Consider the following 20,530-nt stretch of genomic DNA (forward strand, 5'->3'; position numbering starts at 1 on the left):
GCCCGTGTGGATCAGTCACCATGCCTGAATTGCCGGAGGTCGAAACCACGCGCCGGGGCTTAGAACCCCTTATTCTCAATAAAATCATCGAAAACATTGCGGTTCGTAATGCCCGTTTGCGCTGGCCCATTCCGGACACCATCAGCGCCATTAAAAACCAAACAATTACCCGTATTGACCGTCGCGGTAAATATCTGATACTCGAACTGAATAATGACCTCCACCTGATAGTTCATTTAGGCATGTCCGGCTCGATTGGTGTATTAAATAAATCGACGCCTTTAAAAAAACATGACCACTTCGTTATTTATTTTAAAGACAATGCCGTCTTGCGTTTTAATGATCCCAGGCGATTTGGCTGTATTTTACTGACCGATGACAACCCGCTCACGCATCCGTTACTGGCTTCTTTGGGTCCTGAACCGCTCAGCCATGATTTTAATGCACAATGGCTGAAACAAAAGGCCAACAGCCGCATGGTGGCGGTGAAAAACTTTATCATGAACGCAGAGGTGGTGGTAGGTGTCGGTAATATTTATGCCTCAGAAGCCCTGTTTAAGGCAGGCATTCACCCCAAACGCGCCGCTTCACGCATCAGCCTCCGGCGCTATGGTTTTTTGGTTCAAGCAATTAAAGATGTCTTGCATGACGCCATCCGCTCAGGCGGCACCACCTTAAGGGATTTCAGCCAAAGTGACGGCAAACCGGGTTATTTTCAGCAACAACTCAATGTCTATGGCCGTGTCAACCAAGCCTGTGTGATGTGCAGCCACCCCATTAAAAAAACCTGTATCGGTCAGCGCAGCAGTTATTATTGTCCAAAATGTCAACATTAAGACAACACCATGTAAGGTCGAAACCCATATTTTTGTTCCTGAACCCCATGATTTTTTGTTATTATCCAAATAAAGTGACCACCAAAAGGGACCCTTGATTAAAACCTTTAAACCCATTTTAACAAATGTGCTGTTCGCGGCGGTTTACGCCGCGGTTTGTTATGCCGCCTATTATTATTTTGTGCGGCCCACATTGGCAATATGGCCCGCGGCCGGTCTCGGCGTGGGTGCCATTATTATCTGGCGCAGTCGTATTATTCCGGGCATCTTGTTGGGTGAATTACTCAACAGCTTGATTATATACAAGGTTCATCATCAATTTGGCTGGAACGTGGACACCTTGTACAATGCCCTGTTTTACAGCCTCAATGTATTGCGACCGATGGTCGCCGGTTTTTGGGTGCTGTCTGTGCTCGGCAATAAATTGCTGTTGCTTGATTTTAAATCGGTGTTAAAGTTTTTTATCTTTGCCGCGGTTATCCCCATGGCTGTGGCCAGTTTGTTGTTTGTGTTACTACTCAACCAAATTGGCTTTTTTACAGACGATAATTTTTTCACTAAAAGTTTTCTCTGGTATTTAGGCGATGTTATGAGCGTATTGATTTTTACGCCCATTATGCTGACCCTGTTTGCCCGACCCCGCTCTTTATGGCGGGTCCGCATAGTCAGTTTAACACTGCCGGTGCTGGTGTCATTTGTGCTGATTTATTTATTGTTTAACTCTTTTCGTCAATTTCAGATTGACCGCGTGAATGAAGGTATTAAAAGTCAGCTCAGTGTTCTGGAAACCCAGTTCAAACAGGGACCGCAAGACCTCGACCAATTGCTTGAAAACCTGCGTGAGCAAAGTCCTGTCTATGCGGCTAAGCATTATGTGGTTCGGGTTTACCGGGAAGAACTTAAGACAAGGGAACTGATTTATTTTAATGAAGACGTGCGGGTTTCTCGTTTCAAGGATTATGTGCATGAAAAATCCATTCGCATCGGTGACAGCGATTACGTTCTGTTTATTGCCCCCAACAATGATTTATTTTTGGCCAACACCCCCGAAAGTTTGTGGCTGACTTTGCTGGTCGGTATTTTTTTTGCGGCATTTATTACTTTTATTATGTTAATCTTAAGCGGCAAGAATTACACCACCGAACTGATGGTGGCCGAACGCACCAAAGACCTGAATAAAATCAACGAAAAACTGGCGCAAACCAACTTAGATTACAAACGCATCATTGAAAGCCACCCGGTGATTTTCTGGAAGGTGAATATCAAACAGGATCAGATTAAGTTTGTCAGCAACGAAGCCAAAACATTGTTAGGTTATCCGGTCAAACAATGGCTGACTGAATCACATTTTCTGATGAATAAAATTCATCCCGATGACCTCAGCCGTTTTAAAGAAGCCCTGTTTCAGAAAATTTTCAAACATCAAAACATCACCATCAGTTACCGCATACGCCATGCCAATGGCGATTATCGCTGGTTTAAAGACACTTTGTATTTACCTGAAAGTTTTGACCAAGACCATGAAATCATGGGCATGATGGTGGACATTAATGAAGAAAAAACCAGTGCCCAGAAAATTCGCCACCTGGCTTTTCATGATCCGCTGACTGATTTGCCCAACCGACAACAACTGCAACAGGTACTCAATGAACTGATACGCCAGGGCCAGAGTACCCAACAATTTGGCGCGGTGCTGTTTTTGGATATGGATCGCTTTAAAGTGCTGAACGATGCCCTGGGGCATCACTTTGGTGACCAATTACTGCTTAAAATCAGCAACCGGCTGAAATTATACCAGGATGAGTTTAATCTGATTGCCCGCTTCGGTGGCGATGAGTTTGTGTTGGTGACTGAATGCGAATACCAGACCGCCAACGATGCCGCCGTACAGGTGGTGATGCTGGCCGAAGACATCATTCAAACCCTGGCCAAACCTTATCAAATTGACCACCATCAACATATATGCACTGTCAGTATCGGGGTGTCAATTTATCCTTATGAAAGCAATACGGTGAATGACATTATCAGGCAAGCCGATGTCGCCATGTATCGCTCCAAGGAACAAGGTCGAAATCAGGTGACCATGTACCATCAGAGCATGAAACAACACAACGACCAAATTCTCTATGTCGAACAGGTATTACGTCATGCGGTTAATGAAGATAAGTTTATTTTAAAATACCAACCGATGGTGGATAGCAATCGACAGATTGTCAGTTTTGAAGCGCTGATTCGTATTTTCCAGGACGGTCGCACCATTTATCCCGATGAATTTATTCCGGTGGCAGAAGACACTGACTTAATACAGTCGTTGGGTCGGTGGGTTATTTCCAATGCCTGCTATACCGCCAGTGAATCAGGCCATAACATTTCAATTAATGTCAGCTCAAAACAATTCCACCAGCAAGGTTTCATAAAATACATTGAGCAAATCATCAACCAATTTAATATCAAACCCAACAGTTTAACCATTGAACTGACCGAAGGTGTGGTGGTGGGTAATTTTAATGAAATCCAGTATAAATTTAACCGCCTCAGCGACTTGGGCGTGCAAATAGCCATTGATGACTTCGGTACCGGCTACTCCTCCTTACAGTACCTCAGACAATTACCCATTGATTTTCTTAAAATTGATAAAAGTTTTATCGATGATGTCCAAACCAACGACAATGCCGAGGTCATTATTCGCACCATTACCTCCATGGCCAAGAACCTGAATTTAAAAACCGTGGCTGAAGGGGTTGAGACCGAAGAGCAGTTCAGTTTATTAAAAAAACTGGGGTGTGATTATTTTCAGGGCTATTTATTTGGCAGACCCGGTGACCTGCACACCATAAAAGACGACAGGCAACCCTGACACCATGCTCAATCAACACCAAGACGCCGCGGTCCGGCACCTTTGCAGTCCCTTGTTGGTTTTATCCGGGGCCGGTTGCGGTAAAACCCGGGTGATTGTTGAAAAAATGCTGCACATTGTCAACAGCGGATTTTGTGATCCTGAAAACCTGTATGCCATCACTTTCACCAACAAAGCCGCCCGTGAAATGCAACAACGGTTATCACAGCGTTATCAGCAGAGCAGCTTGATTCACATTTCCACCTTTCATGCTTTGGGACTTCATTTGCTTAAAACAGAAGTCAAGCACACTAATCTGCACAGCGGTTTCAGTATTTTAGATCCATCTGAATGCAATCGGATATTACAGAATCTGGTACCGAGGGGCTTAAAAAAACAATTAGTTTATGAACTGCAATGGCAAATCTCTGAATGGAAAAACGCCGGACTGAAACCGGCGGATGTTTACAGTCAAAATCCGCTGAACCGGGCCATTTACCAACGTTATATCGATTATATGAACAGCATCAATGCGGTTGATTTTGACGACTTAATTGCCCGAAGTTTGTGGTTACTGCAAGACAACGAATCCATTCAACAACGCTGGCAAAAAAAAATCGCTTATTTGTTGGTTGATGAATACCAGGATACCAATGCCTGCCAGTACCAACTGATTAAAGCACTCACCGCACACCACCGCGGCTTAACCTGTGTGGGTGATGACGACCAGTCTATTTACGGCTGGCGCGGCGCACGACCGGAAAATTTAGCACTTTTGGCCGATGACTTTGAAGATCTGACCCTCATTAAATTAGAACAGAACTACCGATCAACCGCCACCATTTTAAAAGCCGCCGATGCGGTGGTACAAAACAACCCGCACCCTTTTAGCAAAACCATCTGGAGTGATTTGGGCGAAGGTGAATTGATTGATATCCGAACTTTTGATTCAGCCCAACAGGAAGCCGAACAAATTGCCAGCGATATTCAGTTCGCGTTACAAAACGGGCATCACAGTGCCGGCGATTATGGCATTTTGTACCGCTCCAACCGACAGGCGCGGTTGCTTGAACAGGCTTTGCGACGACAACAAATCCCCTACCACATATCAGGCGGCCGTTCATTTTTTGATTACACTGAAATCAAGGATCTGATGGCCTACCTGCGTTTACTGGCTAACCCGCAGGACAACACGGCTTTTTTGCGCATCATCAACACCCCGCGGCGGGGCCTTGGGATGCAAACCATCAAACACATAGCCGAACGCGCCGGCCAAACCCAAAAACCATTTTTTGCGTTTATTTCACAAACCAAACTCTCACACCACTTTGAAACCCGTGTGGCTCAAAAACTGCATGCCTTTCAACAGATGATGTCCGGTTTGATGCAATCAAAACAATCCGCTGAAAAAATATTTGCCCAACTGATCAACCACATAGACTACCTGAACTGGGCGCAACACAACACCGCCAACCAGGCGGCCAAAATCACCAAGCGTAAACTCATCACTGATTTTATGCGTTGGATCGATGCTCTGTGCGCCCATAAACACGTATCAGTGGATGACCTGGTGGGTTTTTTGAGCTTACAAAACGAACCGGATGAGAATTCCAAAACGGGTGTGGCCTTAATGACCTTACACGCTGCCAAAGGCCTGGAGTTTGAGCAGGTTTACATGATTGGCGTTGAAGAAGGCCTGCTTCCCCATGCCAACTGCCTTGAGGAAGCCGATGACAAAACCGCAGCCCTGGCTGAAGAGCGACGCTTAATGTATGTGGGCATGACCCGGGCACAGTCCAAGCTCACACTCAGTTATGTCACCCAACGCAAACAACGCCATAACCAGGAGCGAATCACTGTTGGCCCCAGCCGGTTTATCGCCGAAATCCCTGAAAAATTTATTATGAAAGCGGACAGCGCGACACATAAAGCCAAAACCAAACAAAACTTCGCCGCCTTAAAAGCGCGCCTCCAATAAGCCATAAAAAAAGCCCCGATTAGATCGAGGCTTATAGACCAACTGTGCTTTAAATTTTATTCAAAGCCGTCTTTAAAAATAATATCTGACGAAGTGGCTTCAAAAGCTCCGGCATCATCCAGTCCATGTAAATTGCCGATACCGGGGAGATCAATCGGGCGTAAATTACCATCCATATCCGGCGCTGTGGGTGAAAACCACGGCTGACCGCACATATCCACAGCCGGCGACCCGTCTTTCAAACGATAATCATCGTTACCGACATTTTCAAACTGAGAATTCAGAGTGTACATATTTGTGCCGACGGGTGTTTGATCTTCGTGTACGATTAAACAATCACCAAATTGGTTGGGGTTAGTGGCTCCTGAGTCCGTATAAATATCCACACCATCAGGATCATAAATAATACTGTTGCCTAAATACACCCGACCATCATTATTGCCAAAGAAACGTGAGACCACATCATTCTCGCCCACTGTGGAATACGTCAGTTTTGACTCACCACCCATAAAAGCCCTGAATAAGTACAAATCATTATAGTCACCGTTACCGCCTGATCCATTGCCAAACAGAACACTACCTTCTACATCAACGACCGAATTGCTGTCACGCACATAACCCGCCACACCCGCATTGGCCCGGTGATTTCTGACCTGCGCATTACGAACATTGATCACAGCGCCTGATGCAGCATAAAAACCACCGCCGGCTGTTTCAGCCATATTGGCGTTAATATCCACACAGGCACCGGGTTGCCAACAACTAATTGCACCGGCTTCATTTTCAAAGGCTGTTTTTATATTGACAGTAGCGATATTTTCAGCGGCTACCGCGCCACCATTGATGGCGAAGTTGGCTGCGAGATAAACATTTTCTGCTAATAATTCAGCGCCTTGAGAAACATAAATGGCCCCACCATTGCCACTGCCATCATCGTCGTTATCTGCGATATTAAAAAACATACTGACAGGCTCGGTATTATTACCAAATACACACAACCACAAGTTCTGGAAAGGTATACATGAATTACGGCCATACAAATTGGCTTTAGCACCGTTTTGTAAAGCCAAGCCACCGCCGTTACCTGTGGCCGTGTTGTAGTAGAATCCACGGAAATCATCTCCAAATATGTCGAGGGTTTTATTCCCCTGGTAGCTGGTAAAAGTACATTGATTAGTAATCAGAGCCCCACCACCATCTCCGGCTGTGGCAGTGTTGTTATAAATACCGTGGGTTTTTCCGGAACTGGCATTGATGGTAAGATAGGCATTTGGGTTATTACAATAAAGCCCCCCACCCTGAGACGCCGTATTATTGTTGACCTGGACACTGTTCAACACCACGTTCGGGCTACCTGAATTGCCGACTATAGCCAAAGCGCCGCCACGTAAACCGGTATTGTAACTCATCGCCACTTTATTAACGGAGACATAAGCATCCGCACTCTCAACCCGAATTGCACCCCCATACTAGTTGTTTGAGCCACTGTTTTTTATGGTTAAATTATAAAAACTGACATTATTAGAGGTGCTATTGCCGGTAATTCTAAAAACAGGGTAGGTATCTGCAGAAGACTGAAAAATGGTATTTAAAGAATCCGGACTGGTCTGGATATCATTGGCAGCGTCTGGACAACTGGCATAGCCCCCTTAATCACCATGTCACGATCATCGAGTGTGATATTTTCCTCGTCATACACACCTTCAACCAGGCGTAACTCTGTGTAAGTGTTTATTGTAAAATCGATTGCATCCTGAATGGGTGTTGTTCGAACAGATGCATTAAAAGTACAATTACTGCTGAAACCAATAGTCGCCACCACCGCAGCGCCTTTCGTGGCATTTTCTTCAATTAAGTCCGGAAAACTGGCTTTAAATAGCCGTTGATCTTGCATAGAAAAATTAGATAGATCCTCAGCTGTTAGTCGAGTGTCTGAAATTGTCTTGGCTGATACACTATACGTTGCAGCAAGACTAAATAATAATGGCATTAGTTTGAACATAATTGTCTCCAAAAAGCAATTTCATGAATTTATACCACCTGCAGAAATGATACAAATTAAATACTGTGACACAGTTTTGCAAATTTCAATACAGGCCTTGCCGCTATTCTGTTTTTTAACGATATTTTAACTGTTGCGACACCCCTTTAGGTTTTTCTTCTCTTCTATACACTCAAAAAAGCCAAAACCAATAAACGGCCATGACTTAATCAACAATCAACTTATTCGTTGACGGCCATATACCTTAGTTATGATTGCGATTAACTGACAATATTTGTCAGTCAAACGTAGTAACGGGCTTGTACAAATGCCCTTGATTTTGTATCATTCTTATTTCTTAGCTCGGAAACAAATATCGCTGTGTCGCCTTGGGAACTGCGCCTAATCATTGCTTTGATTGGAATTATTATTCTGGTGTTGATTTATTATTTTCACACCAAATCATCCCGGCCTGGTGAAATCGATATAAATAAAGACGAACTGTTTCATATTGATCCTGATTTGGGTCTGGAACCGGTCAAACCCGACAACAAACAAACCGGCGTTGACCATAATGAAGCTGTTGCGCCAAAAAAAATTGTGACCTTGTTTTTACATGCCAAAGACGGTCTGCAGTTTGACTGGCACCAGATTAAAGACGCCGCCAACAAAGCCGGTCTTGAATACGGCGATGACCATTTATTTTACCGATACCGGCGTTTAGGCAGTGACAAAAAAGTCCTGTTCCTGGTGGCCAACATGCTCAAACCCGGGGTTTTTGATGTGGATATGCGCACCAGCGGTTTGGTTTTTATCATGACCCTGCCGGGAGAAATGGACGCACTGGACCTCTGGGACACTTTGTTCCCGGTAGCCAAACGCATGGAAGAATTACTGGGTGGCACCTTAACCGATGAAAATCACAGCACCTTTTCACGCCAGCGCATCGCCTCAATGCGGGAAGAAATGCGGCTTTTTGAAGCCGGTACTGAAGCCAAAGCTTAAATGTCCGTTTGTTCATCCAAGCAAGCCTATCTGGATCTGGTCGATACCCTCAATCAGCACGCCCATCGTTATTATGTACTGGATGATCCGCACATTGCCGATGCTGAATATGACCGGCTTTATCAGTCGCTGCTAAAAACCGAACAACAACACCCCAACTGGATTACGCCCATATCTCCGACCCAGCGGGTGGCCGATAAACCCGCCGGTGCTTTTCAGCAGGTACAACACCGCAGTCCCATGTTATCACTGAACAATGTGTTTAACGAAACTGACATGGAAGCCTTTTACCAACGCCTTGAAAAGCGCCTGCAAAAAGCCGGACATAACACTGATAACATGGGCTTTTCAGCAGAACCTAAGTTTGACGGACTGGCTTTAAGCCTGAGCTATGAAAATGGCCGACTGATTCGTGGTGCCACCCGCGGAGATGGCCAAACCGGGGAGGACATCACCCACAACGTTCGCACCATTCATTCCATACCGTTGCAACTGACAGGCAAAGATTTACCCGAAACAATAGAAATTCGCGGTGAAGTGGTGATGCCCCGGGACGGTTTTCGGCGCTATAACCAATGGGCCGAACAACACGGCGAAAAAACCTTTGCCAATCCGCGCAACGCCGCCGCCGGCTCTCTGCGGCAACTGGACCCGAAAATAACCGCCCGGCGACCCTTGCAATTTTACGCCTACGGCATCGGACAGTCGCCATTTGCTGAACGCTTCGAAAACCACTCAGAATCATTAACCTGGCTCAAAAAAACGGGTATTCCGATCCATGAACTGGTGACCACATTATCCGGTTTGTCTGACTGTTTTGATTATTACCAAATGCTGCAGAACAAACGGGCTGAATTAAACATAGACATTGATGGCGCGGTTTTTAAGGTTAATAACCTCGATTTACAAAACACCCTGGGCTTTATCACCAAAGCACCGCGCTGGGCCATAGCCTATAAATTTCCGGCCGAAGAAGCCACCACCACCATTGAAAGCATTGATGTTCAGGTGGGCCGTACCGGCAGCATCACACCGGTGGCACGTTTAAAACCGGTAACAGTCGGCGGTGTCACTGTCACCAATGCCACTTTACACAACGAAGATGAAATAAGGCGCAAGGATGTGCGCACCGGTGACACCGTTTTCGTGCGCCGTGCCGGTGATGTCATCCCTGAAGTGGTCAAAGTGGTGCTTGCAAAACGCCCCGATGACAGTCAGCCTTATAAGATGCCCCGCCATTGCCCGGTGTGTGGCAGTGACTTGTACAAGCCGGAAGATGAAGCGGTATGGCGCTGTCCGGCCGGCTTAGCCTGCGATGCTCAGAAAAAAGAAAGCATCAAACATTTCGCTTCACGCAAAGCCATGGACATTGAAGGTTTGGGTGATAAGCTGGTCGAGCAGTTGATTGACAGCGGTTTGATTGACACCGCTGCAGATTTATATCAATTAACCGAGCCACAAATCAGCGGTCTTGAGCGCATGGGTCAAAAATCAGCCCGCAATTTATTGCGCGCCATCGAACACAGTAAAAAAACGACATTACCCCGCTTTATCTACGCCCTGGGCATCCGTGAAGTCGGTGAGGCCACCGCCCTGACCCTCGCCAATGCGCTTAAAAGCCTGGAAGTACTGGAAAACACCAATCGAGAAGAATTACAACAGTTGCCGGATATCGGTCCTGTGGTGGCGCAGAAAATACGGGCTTATTTTAACAATCAAGCGAATCGCAAAACCATCCGTGAATTATTGGACAGCGGCATTCACTGGCCCGACATTGTAACTTCTGAGTCGGATTTACCGCTCCAAGGCATCACGGTTGTCCTCACCGGAAAATTAAATCAGTTCACCCGCAGTGAGGCCAAACAAGGCTTACAGAATTTAGGTGCACAGGTCACCGGATCGGTGTCAAAAAACACCGATTTTCTGATAGCCGGCGCCGATGCCGGATCTAAACTGACCAAAGCAGAGGTTTTGGGTATTCAGGTGGTTGATGAAAACTGGTTAGCCAGGCAGTTGGCTAACCGTTAATCAACGATTCAAACCCGGCGGTAAATAAACTGTCTTCATAGACCCCGTCCTGACAAATCACATTGCCAAATACCGAAGTTAAATAGAAACGGCCCTGTGATAAGCTGTAATTCACGGCATTTAAGGCGATGTGAATATTATCACCGGTTTTAAGTGTGGTCCCCACCTGTATATTGGGCACGGGTATTCCGCCGGTGGTGCAGTTGGTCATCAATGAATTTTTGACTTTTTGGTTGTCGGTCCGGTAAATTATGTCACCGGGGGTGTCATACTTATGACCATCAAGCACAAAGTTTATATTGGCTGCGCACACAGACGTGAATGCACAAGCCCCCAGCACCAGGACGGCCGGTTGGATTAAATTTCTCATTCTCATTTCGCATTCTCTTTCAAGAGTACGCAAAGTGTAACAAGCAAAATGTTAATTTTAAGGAAACCGGTTCACATTTTTAGCCCAAAAATGTATTCTCAGACTAAAAACCGGTACCCAGGCGCAAATAAAAGCGCAAATCACCATCGCGGCTGTAACCACTACCTAAATACAAGACATTATTCTGGATATCAAATGAAATACCGGCAGATAAACCGTAAATCATGTCCTCAAGGTTAATATGACGTTGCCAAACATTGCCCCAATGGGCTTTTACACTTAAATCCGGTGCACCCAGAACCGGCAACATCAATTGATCTAAGTCAGTAAACCAACCGACTTCCATGATAAACATATTTAAACCCAATAATGAATGGGTTGGATAGCCGGCAAAATCGTCAACACCACCATAGGCTTTAAAATATTCGTTGTCATGCACTAAATCAGTGAAATCAAATTTAAAACGTAAATGTGCCGCTGAACTGTCATAGAAAGGAAAACGGCGAAAACCGTCAAAACTGACATATTGCACCCGATCGAAAATACCTATTTCGGTTTGCAGATCATAACCATAACGCGGCGCAATGGTTTTCTCAAGGGTATCAATGCCATAATTGATTTTTAGACCCACGGTGTCATCCACCGCCGTCTGAAAACTGAGATCATTGATCACCGGTGTCACACTTTCATCCTTGAACCACAAACCCGCACGCAGTTCACTGTTGCGGGTCGGGTTATAACCCACATTCAGCCCCACACCGTAACGCTTATGATCATATTCTCCGATGGCATCCAAACCCTCGTATAAGCGCTTGGTGTCTTTGATTGCTTCGATGTTAAAAGTGGCAAAATATTCATTGCCAAAATCTAAAGGTTGATACAACTCCGATTCCCAGGAAAGCACCGAACCGATACTTAAATCATTGGTCCAATGGCCGCCTTTGGAATTGATGTTAAAACGTTGGTGACGAACCAGTAATGAAATGCGTGTATTGGAATCAAAATCATCCGCCACTTTCAAACCAAAGCGCAAGTAATCAGGCCCCCAGCGTTTTTCCTGGACTCTGAACAAAATACCGCGTTGGGATTCATTTTCTACCACTTTATAGGTGATGTTCTGAATATCCGGTTCTGAGGCCACCACCTGATCAACAAAATCCTGTACCAGCCCTGCCTGAAAATCTTTGTCCATAATGGCCAGGGCATGTTCCTGCAGCCGTTCAGTCGATGTTCTGTTATTGCCTTCAAACTTAACAAACTGTATGCGGCTGGGAATTTCCCGCGGTAGAAAATTTCGGGTTTCTAAGTGGGTTTTGTAATCATAATCTGACATGGCCAGCGAAGCCAAAAGCTCAGACTTGGCGAAAGTGGCCAAATAACCATCATTGATCATGGCATCTGCCTGATTAAACATATTGGGTTGGATGTTTTTGAGCGCCGGTTTAATCACAATATCAGCCAGTTTTTCCGATTCCTTGGTGTTTTGCACCAAAGCCACATCGATACTTTGATAGGTCACGGACAGCACCGATGATTTGTCATCCACCTGCCCAAGCGGCGATGAAATATTCACCGCAATAATGATATCAGCACCCATGGCTCTGGCCACATCTACCGGAAGGTTGTTTAAAATGCCGCCATCCACCAAATAACGGTCCTGGTGCCTGACCGGACCGAACACCAGTGGCACCGCCATGGAGGCGCGCATCGCCATGGCTAAATCGCCATGGTCCATCACATACGGAACACCGGCATTTAAATCGGTGGCCACCGCCCGGAACGGCACCGGAAAGTCATCAAATTTTTGCACATTAAAATTACCCACCAGGCGTTGTAATTCAAGCATTACCCGATGGTCACCCACCAAACCCACGCTTGATTTTGCCCCGGTTTTGGATATCCCGATTTCCAGTTCGGTAAAATAATCTTTTTCTTCCTGTTTTTGTCGGTAATTTTTCAACACCCGCGGACTGCCGGGATTGAGGGCTTTGTCCCAATCCACTGATTTGACCGCCCATTCCAAATCATCCGGTGACATACCGATGGCATACAAACCACCCACAATCGCACCCATCGACGTGCCGGCAATGTAATCTATCGGAATATTTTTTTCATGCAAGGCTTTAATCACACCCACATGGGCAATGCCACGGGCGCCACCGCCTGATAACACCAGTCCCACTTTCGGGCGTGGCTCGGCAGCGCTCAGTGAAAAGCCGTATAAACAGGCAAATAGCAGTATCAGTCGTTTTAATCCAATCATAGAAGCAGAGGGTTCCTTGAATTTAAAAATTTTAGCAAATTTTCACCGATTGCTTTACATTAATCTGTCATTTTGTGACAAGTGGCGCATACTTGTGTCGTACCATGATATGCATCATCCATCCGCGAAAAATAAAAAACAAACTGAAACATGCCCATAACCGGTGGTTTTCATCCACAGCAGGCAACAGGAATACTGAACCATACCAGGCAGGTATGAATGCCAGAAATGTGGCCACCAGCATCGCGTTACGCATTATTTTAGAGGCCGTGATACCCACACAAAGACCATCATAAATAAAACCCGGCATCGCGACCACCGGCAATAAATACACCCAGATTAAATAATCATTGGCCGCCGCTCTGACCGCGGTTAAGTCCGTCAATCCGGTAATCACGGTTGAACCACTTATAATAAACAAAGCACTCATCATGAGGGCCACCCAAGCAGATATTTTTAACACCGATTGCATGGCTCTATGCAGAGCCGAGAAGTCTCTTTGACCATACAGTCGCCCGCTGATGGACTCAATCGCGTGGGCATAACCGTCCAGAGCGTAAGAAGTTAAATAGAAAAAATTCAGCAAAACCGCATTCACCGCCAGAATCAAATCACTTTGAGCCGCACTGAATCGTGTCATCAGTGCAAACACGGTCATCAGACACAGGGTTCGGATAAACACATCCCGATTGATATTAAACAGCGCTTTTAAATGAAGAGCTTGCCACCATTGACGCCGTTGTTGCCAAACAAGAGCGGATAAATGGCCTTGCTTGAACAGCCAGTACAAACCAATGGCGGACGCCAGACCCTGACTGATGAATGAGCCCCAGGCAACGCCGCGCACGTTCCAACCAAATCCCATGACCAGCAGATAATCGAGGCCCATATTGCTCACCTGACTGATTAAAGTTAAAGCCAGAACCAGACGAGCCTTGTTCACCGCCAAAAAATAACCGTTGACCACAAATAACAGCAAATGAAAGGGCGCCGACCATAAACGTATTTCCAGATAAATTCGGGCCAGGTTTTCGCTGTTTCCGCCGTCGGCCAGAAATGTCAATAAAACCGGCAGCCACAGCCATTGGCTGATCACCACCACCAAGCCAAGTCCAAGCGCCACTGTCAAAGCACGCGCCAGGTGCGAACGGCTCAAAGAATCATCGCCCTGACCCGTCGCCTGCGACACCAGACCGACTGTGCTCATGCGCAAGAAACCAAAACCCCAAATCAACATATTCATCGCAGTTACGCCGATGTTAACCGCTGCCAGGTATTCAGAAGAGTCCAAATGACCCAAAATGGCGGTGTCCACCACCCCCAATAAGGGCACACTCACTGAAGCCGCCATCATCGGCAAGGCAATGCGGTGAATCTGTTTAAAGTAGGGAATCAATTATTCGGCGGTAATTCAACAATGAGTTTTTTTGTGAATTCGCCTTGATCATTATAACCGCGTAAAGTGACCTCTTCATCCAGCGTGAACGCTAAAGCCGCCTGACGGTACTCACGGGCCGAGTTGATTTCGGTGTTATTGATATGGGTAATCACATCACGTGCTTTCAATCCTTGCTTGGCCGCCGGGCTTTTGGGCACCACCGCAGACACCATAATCCCTTTTTTGGGTTTTGGGATGCGAAAACGCATGTGGTCATAGGGGTTAAGAAAAACCAGTCCCAATGACACTCGAATAACTTTGCCGTATTTAATCACTGACTGAACCACTTGGGTGGTGGTGTTGGCGGGAATCGCAAAATTAATGCCTTCGGCACCGATTTGATTATAGCTGGCGGTACTGATGCCCACCACTTCACCCAGAGAATTGATGAGGGCACCCCCTGAATTGCCCTGATTAATGGCGGCGTCGGTTTGTATCAGATTTTCAACAGTGCTGATGTTTAAGCCCTGACGGCCTGTGCCGCTGACAATGCCCATGGAGGCACTTTGGTTTAAGCCGTAAGGATTACCCACCGCCAGCACCACGTCACCGGTATTCATCATATCACTGTCCGTGAATTGCGCCGGCACCAAATTTTTGGCATCAATCTTAATCACCGCCAGATCGGTGTATTCATCCGCGCCGACAAATTTTGCCTCAAATTGTTCATTGGTCCATAAAGACACCACCACCCGCCTGGCATCATCTATAACATGTCGGTTGGTGACAATATGTCCGGTTTCAGACACAATCACGCCCGACCCCAGGTAATTTTTGTTCACATAGGGTGGTTGTGGTGAAATACCCACGCCCGGATTAGGTACCAGCTCATTGCTTTGAATATAAATACTCACCACCGACGGTGTAATGCGGTGAATCGCCGAGGCGTAGGAAAAAGGGGCCGCCTCTGAAGAAGACGGACTTTTGACATTCGAACCAAAAAACCACAGGTACAAAAACCCAAGTGCCAAACCCACAATAATTGACTTAAGAACAAAAGTCAGGTGCTCTTTCATACCCTTTCCGTCAACAAATTATCCATTTTATCGAAAGTAACGTTAAAAACCAGTTTATTCTGCGGGAACTTGGAGCAAACCGGCCAAAACATTTTTGGCTGCTTCAAAAGAAAAATAATGTCTGACATTATCCAGACCGCCTTTTGATAAGCGGTTCCACAATTCCTCATCCTGATACAACCGAATCACCTCTCGGGCGAATTCTTCGGCATCGTCAGCCATTAATACATCCTCACCGTGACGGGTAAACATGCCCTCAACTGCCACTGTGGTACCCACCACCGGCTGGCCGTAACTCATCGACATATTGACCTTACCCTTAACCCCGGCACCAAAGCGTAAGGGCGCCACAGCTATACGAATATTGGTCATCATCGGCGCAATATCTTCCACAAATCCATGAAACTCAATACCAGCTTTTTGCCCCAGTTCTTTGACCTTATCAGGTGCTTTTGAGCCGACAATATGCAACACCGCATCCGGTAATTCGGCCTGAATTTTGGGCCAGATATCGGACACAAACCAGCAAATACCATCCACATTCGGGGTGTGTTGATAACCGCCGATAAACACAATATCCCGACGTTGCCGGTAATTTTTATGGCAGCCGTAAATTTCGTGGATATTGGATAAAACGGCCACGTTAAGTTCAGGCATTTCCCGTCCCAGAACAGCTTGTTCATATGGACTCACCACCAATGTCAGATCACAGGCTTTGGCCACTGCCAGTTCTTTGCTTTTGGTGTGGCCGGCGACTTTGAGTGCTGATTTATCAGCGGCCAGTTCAGCCATTCTTTGTTCACGCAAATAATGCAAATCTACGGTGTCAAACCACAGTCTGGCTTTGGGGGCATAGTCTTTAAGTGCCTTGAGTAAGGGTTGAGCCACGTAATATCTGGACAGTATAACAACCTCAAAATAGCGCCCTTTATTTTCCAGATAATCCACCGGTGAACTGTATTTCGGGGCATAAACACATTCAACCCCCAGGTTTTGTAATTGCGCGGTGTAATCACCAAAATACGCCATATTTTCGGGCATAAAACTGACGTGATAATTCAATTCCATTAAAATTTGAATCATATTGATCATACGCAGTGAACCGGAATCCTGATCCGGTGTCGGCGTACAGGCATCCACAATCAAAATACGCGGTTTGGACTCCTGAAAACGGGCCAGTTCTATGGCGGAGCCGGGCGCGGGTTGGTGTCGTAAGGCGTCTTTCCATTTATCGGCAAATTTCTGCTGATTAATCACCTGGTATTTTTTAACACCACTTGACACATCAGTGCCCGAAGAAATCCCTTCAAAATGAATCACCCGACTGTGCGGCTGGTAAAGAACCCGCAGGCCTGAGGCGCGAACCGCAAAAGCCAAATCCGTGTCCTCATAATAGGCCGGCACATAGCGCTCATCAAAACACCCCAGTTTTTTAAACAAGGCCGTTGGCACCATGATACTGGCACCACTGCAATAACTGACTGCCCGAACATGGTTCACTTCAGGCTGATCCGGTGATTCTAAGCGCCCGTAATTCCAGCCTGAGGCATCACTGAAAACAATGCCGCCGGCTTCCTGCAGCCGACCATCCGGATAGCGTAACTGGCTGCCGACTAAACCAACATGGCTATGCTGCGCAAAGGTCTCAACCAGGCTGTCTAACCAGTGGTCTCTGACTTCTGTGTCATTGTTTAAAAACAAAAGGTAATCACCCTGTGCCAATTGGGCGCCTTGATTACAGGAACGAATAAAGCCACCGTTTTGGGCTTGGCGATGATAACGAATTCCGGCAACATCTTTTATCAATTGCCTGGTATCATCCGTGGAACAGTCATCCACGACAATCACTTCAAACGGCGTTTGGTCTGTGATGTCAGCGATTGAGCGTAAACAATGGTAAGTGTGCCGGTAGTGGTTATAAACCGGAATGATGACACTCACAACGGGTTGTTTTGTGGTGCTTAAATGCAGCGGCCGGAAGTCGCTGGCCAGGGCTTTGGCTTTGTTAGTTGACGTTTTTTGTTGCTGTCCCAATTTACTTTTGGCCAGTTGCCAGGTGGCACGAAATCCCCGGGTTTTTAAACTGTTAATAAGCCGTTTGGGCATGCCGGTAATCTGCTTGAAACGGTAAATGAATTTATTTTTAACACGCCTGACTAATCGCGCCGCACCACGCAAAGGGCGGGTTAAACGCCATGAACGCGAACGCATTATCTGATCAACCAAATCACGGGCCTGATCCCGTTCTTGGGTAATGATTTGTTGCTGGTGTAGTTGTTGAGCATTAATTTCTTGCGCTTGGCTTAGCTCGGATTTGACCTGATTAAACCGATCTGACAATTCATTTAAGTTAACGTGAAGATTATCTATTTGTGTGGACAACACTTGAATAGATTGTTCATGAACCTGTTGAGAAACCTCTAATTGATGCTGTAAGGCTTCATTATCATTACGCGCAAATTTCAAATTTTTGGTTAAATGGGCCACATGCTGATCTAAATTTTTTGCCCACGTTGTCTTTTCTTTTAATTCGTTTTGTAGACTTTGGACTTCGCCATCTAAATTTTTAGCCCACTGAGTTCTTTCTTTTAAATCATTTTCCAAAGTCGCCACTTGTTGATCTAATTTAACAGTCCAATTTGTTTTTTCTTCTAATTCCTGATCTAAGTTTCTGGCCCAGCTTGTTCTTTCTTTTAAATCACTTTCCAATGACTTTATTTGTTGATTTAGTTTTTTAGCCCAATTATTTTTTTCTTTTAATTCTTGATCTAATTTGTTTGCCCATTGGGTCTTTTCATTTAAATCAATCTGCAAATGATTGTTAAATTGAAGCAATTCATTGAGACGACGGGACAGATGCAATAATCGTTCAGCATGAATGTTAATCGATATAATGCCCTCGTATTTGTACGCTGGTTTAGCTGTTTTTACCGTACCCCAAAGGCTTTGATAGTCCGCATTCATCTCTGATAAAGACTTCACACTTAAGGTCAATAGATTCTTGTGAACTACTTGTCTTTTATCAGCGTGCTGCTTTAGGGACAACAATCGGCCGGTGATGTCATCACAATCTACATCAGCTAAAAAACCTGTCAAATTATCTTCAATGCGGTTTTTTAAAGCCCCCACACGCGTTGCTAATACCGGAATACCCAGCATTTGAAGTTCACTCAATACATAGCTGAAAGTTTCAGAGACACTAGCGGGCATTAAGGCCAGTTGTGGTGACTGTTTCTCAAGTATCGCAGGTAATTGCAAGCGCTGGTAATTTTTAATAAGCTGAACATTGTCATATTGCTTAAAATCATCACCATCATCACCGCTACCCAATAACAACCAATGAATATCAGCCAATTTTTTTTGGGCAATGATTTGTTGAAGTAATTGTTTGCCTTTGCCCGTAATTAAACGACCTAAAACTAAAACTGTGAACGGTTTTTTATCGACTTGATAATCAATGGCTTTAAACTGAGACACACCATGAGGAATAACCACTGCTTTTTCATAACACTGACTGTGAGGTAGTTTCTTTAGATTATCAATGACCGATTGATCAGGTGCCACAATGTGCACCTTTTTATTAGATAGTTTTTGATTTATGGCTTGTTGCCAAGCTTTGACTTCTGCCTGGTCAACGTCACCAAAAGGTGTACCTTCACTCGCTAACAATGCCCCCCTTAGCTCATCTTCACCAATGCCATCAGCATCTAAACGGGCATCCAGCCCCGGCCAGTGAGGGAAGTAGTCATGCAACACCCGAATTGTGGGTAACCCGGTGCTGAGACAATCCAAAGAATGACCAATTAAGGATGAAACCACCACCCCAGCAATGTCATAATTAAGAAGTATCTTATTCAGCCTGTCTCGATACAATTTATGACTGATTGAAACAGCTTCTATACTCGGAGTTAGTTCAAACTGGCTGACGAGTAAACCATCACAACCACCATAATAAAGACTAAACTTTTCTCCATAACGCTGGCGATAAAATTCGCCTTCACTAACCAATACAAAGTGATTATGACAACCATCCGAGGCGATATAGTCCTCGACCCATTGATGAATACCACCGCCCCAATCCATGATGATATGTAACAAATTCGGTTTATCATTCAATAAAGGATAATTTTTTTCAGGTGAAAAATCAGCGCTTTGTTTTAAAATTTGCCATTGGATGGCGGCCATCGGATGGGCTGGCAGTGGATGCTGATCACCAATATCAGGCGCCGGTGTTAACAATGAGACCTCATCCGATTGTGCCAATAAGTTGGTCGTGACATGAACCATGTCCAGTGACAGCAGTTTATTTATATCGGTTAACGCCAATAGAGCGGGATTATATTTATTGGATAAATAAGTTTGCGATGGTGCTAAAACACTGAGCATGGCATCCAGTTCAATGGCAGAACCTTTAAACGCATGGTCAGAGGGCAAGGGAGAAAGCAGATAATCTTCAGTGGTTAAGGCAGTCACCGCCGATACCGATTTGTCACTGAACGGCGCCAATAATCGTTGCTGCCAATAATCGGGCAAGATGGTATCAGCATTGATTAAAATAACCGCCGAGCCGGAACAATGACGCTCAATCCATGCCACCAAATCAGCATTAATTTCAGTCGCAAGGCATCGATAGTCCTCACCAGTCGTTTGCTCTTCACGACTGTTGTAATAAACAACATTAAACTGTTTCATCATGCGCGCATTCTACCAAAAGTGATGGCTTTATTTGGAAATAAAAAAGCCCCGAAACAAAGTCGGGGCTTTATAAAAATACTCAAA

General features: G+C 45.5%; 12 protein-coding genes and 1 pseudogene. 5 read left to right on the forward strand and 8 right to left on the reverse strand.

Going from position 1 to position 20,530, the window contains the following annotated elements; genetic code table 11:
• Positions 1-20: 20 nt before the first annotated feature.
• The 3 genes from mutM to IEV16_RS02655 all read left to right on the forward strand — a co-directional run bounded on the left by mutM (position 21) and on the right by IEV16_RS02655 (position 5,650).
• Entirely contained in the window at positions 21-836 is an 816-nt protein-coding gene (gene mutM / locus IEV16_RS02645; protein ID WP_188364120.1) for a bifunctional DNA-formamidopyrimidine glycosylase/DNA-(apurinic or apyrimidinic site) lyase, read from the forward strand.
• A gap of 94 nt (positions 837-930) precedes the next feature.
• Complete coding sequence (locus tag IEV16_RS02650) at positions 931-3,693, forward strand: bifunctional diguanylate cyclase/phosphodiesterase (RefSeq protein WP_188364121.1); 2,763 nt, start codon at positions 931-933, stop codon at positions 3,691-3,693.
• 4 nt (positions 3,694-3,697) lie between these two features.
• Positions 3,698-5,650, forward strand: a complete 1,953-nt coding sequence (locus IEV16_RS02655) for an ATP-dependent helicase (RefSeq protein WP_188364122.1) — start codon at positions 3,698-3,700, stop codon at positions 5,648-5,650.
• Positions 5,651-5,706: 56 nt separating this feature from the next.
• On the opposite strand, the gene IEV16_RS02660 is transcribed toward IEV16_RS02655, so the two are convergent.
• Positions 5,707-7,059 carry a hypothetical protein gene (locus tag IEV16_RS02660; RefSeq protein ID WP_188364123.1) on the reverse strand — a complete coding sequence of 451 codons (1,353 nt, stop codon included), beginning with the start codon at positions 7,057-7,059 and terminating at the stop codon, positions 5,707-5,709.
• A 179-nt stretch (positions 7,060-7,238) separates the two neighbouring features.
• Positions 7,239-7,652 (reverse strand): hypothetical protein, encoded by a 414-nt coding sequence (locus IEV16_RS02665; protein ID WP_188364124.1) that lies wholly within the window; start codon positions 7,650-7,652, stop codon positions 7,239-7,241.
• Positions 7,653-8,012: 360 nt separating this feature from the next.
• On the opposite strand from IEV16_RS02665, the gene IEV16_RS02670 reads away from it, so the two are divergent.
• Both IEV16_RS02670 and ligA read left to right on the forward strand, forming a co-directional pair.
• Positions 8,013-8,636, forward strand: a complete 624-nt coding sequence (locus tag IEV16_RS02670; protein WP_188364125.1) for a cell division protein ZipA — start codon at positions 8,013-8,015, stop codon at positions 8,634-8,636.
• Entirely contained in the window at positions 8,637-10,664 is a 2,028-nt protein-coding gene (gene ligA, locus IEV16_RS02675; protein WP_188364126.1) for an NAD-dependent DNA ligase LigA, read from the forward strand.
• Here the strand turns inward: ligA and IEV16_RS02680 are convergent.
• From IEV16_RS02680 to IEV16_RS13590, 6 genes and pseudogenes are all read right to left on the reverse strand, one after another.
• The gene (locus IEV16_RS02680; RefSeq protein ID WP_188364127.1) at positions 10,654-11,034 is read right to left on the reverse strand and encodes a hypothetical protein; all 381 of its coding nucleotides are present in this window, start codon (positions 11,032-11,034) and stop codon (positions 10,654-10,656) included. The two genes, ligA and IEV16_RS02680, sit on opposite strands and share 11 nt — an antisense overlap.
• Before the next feature lie 103 nt (positions 11,035-11,137).
• Positions 11,138-13,297, reverse strand: a complete 2,160-nt coding sequence (locus tag IEV16_RS02685) for a patatin-like phospholipase family protein (RefSeq protein ID WP_188364128.1) — start codon at positions 13,295-13,297, stop codon at positions 11,138-11,140.
• A 67-nt stretch (positions 13,298-13,364) separates the two neighbouring features.
• Positions 13,365-14,693: an MATE family efflux transporter gene (locus IEV16_RS02690; RefSeq protein WP_188364129.1), complete on the reverse strand. Its 1,329-nt coding sequence runs from the start codon at positions 14,691-14,693 to the stop codon at positions 13,365-13,367.
• Positions 14,690-15,751 carry a S1C family serine protease gene (locus IEV16_RS02695; RefSeq protein WP_188364130.1) on the reverse strand — a complete coding sequence of 354 codons (1,062 nt, stop codon included), beginning with the start codon at positions 15,749-15,751 and terminating at the stop codon, positions 14,690-14,692. The genes IEV16_RS02690 and IEV16_RS02695 overlap by 4 nt, the downstream gene beginning before the upstream one ends.
• A gap of 54 nt (positions 15,752-15,805) precedes the next feature.
• Positions 15,806-17,857 (reverse strand): glycosyltransferase, encoded by a 2,052-nt coding sequence (locus IEV16_RS13585; protein WP_443093942.1) that lies wholly within the window; start codon positions 17,855-17,857, stop codon positions 15,806-15,808.
• Positions 17,858-18,769: 912 nt separating this feature from the next.
• Positions 18,770-20,446 (reverse strand): annotated as a pseudogene (locus IEV16_RS13590) (glycosyltransferase); the annotation flags it as partial.
• Between the last annotated feature and the right edge of the window lie 84 nt (positions 20,447-20,530).

Origin of the sequence: Marinicella pacifica (genome assembly GCF_014636635.1) — a bacterium.
Lineage (GTDB): Bacteria > Pseudomonadota > Gammaproteobacteria > Xanthomonadales > Marinicellaceae > Marinicella > Marinicella pacifica.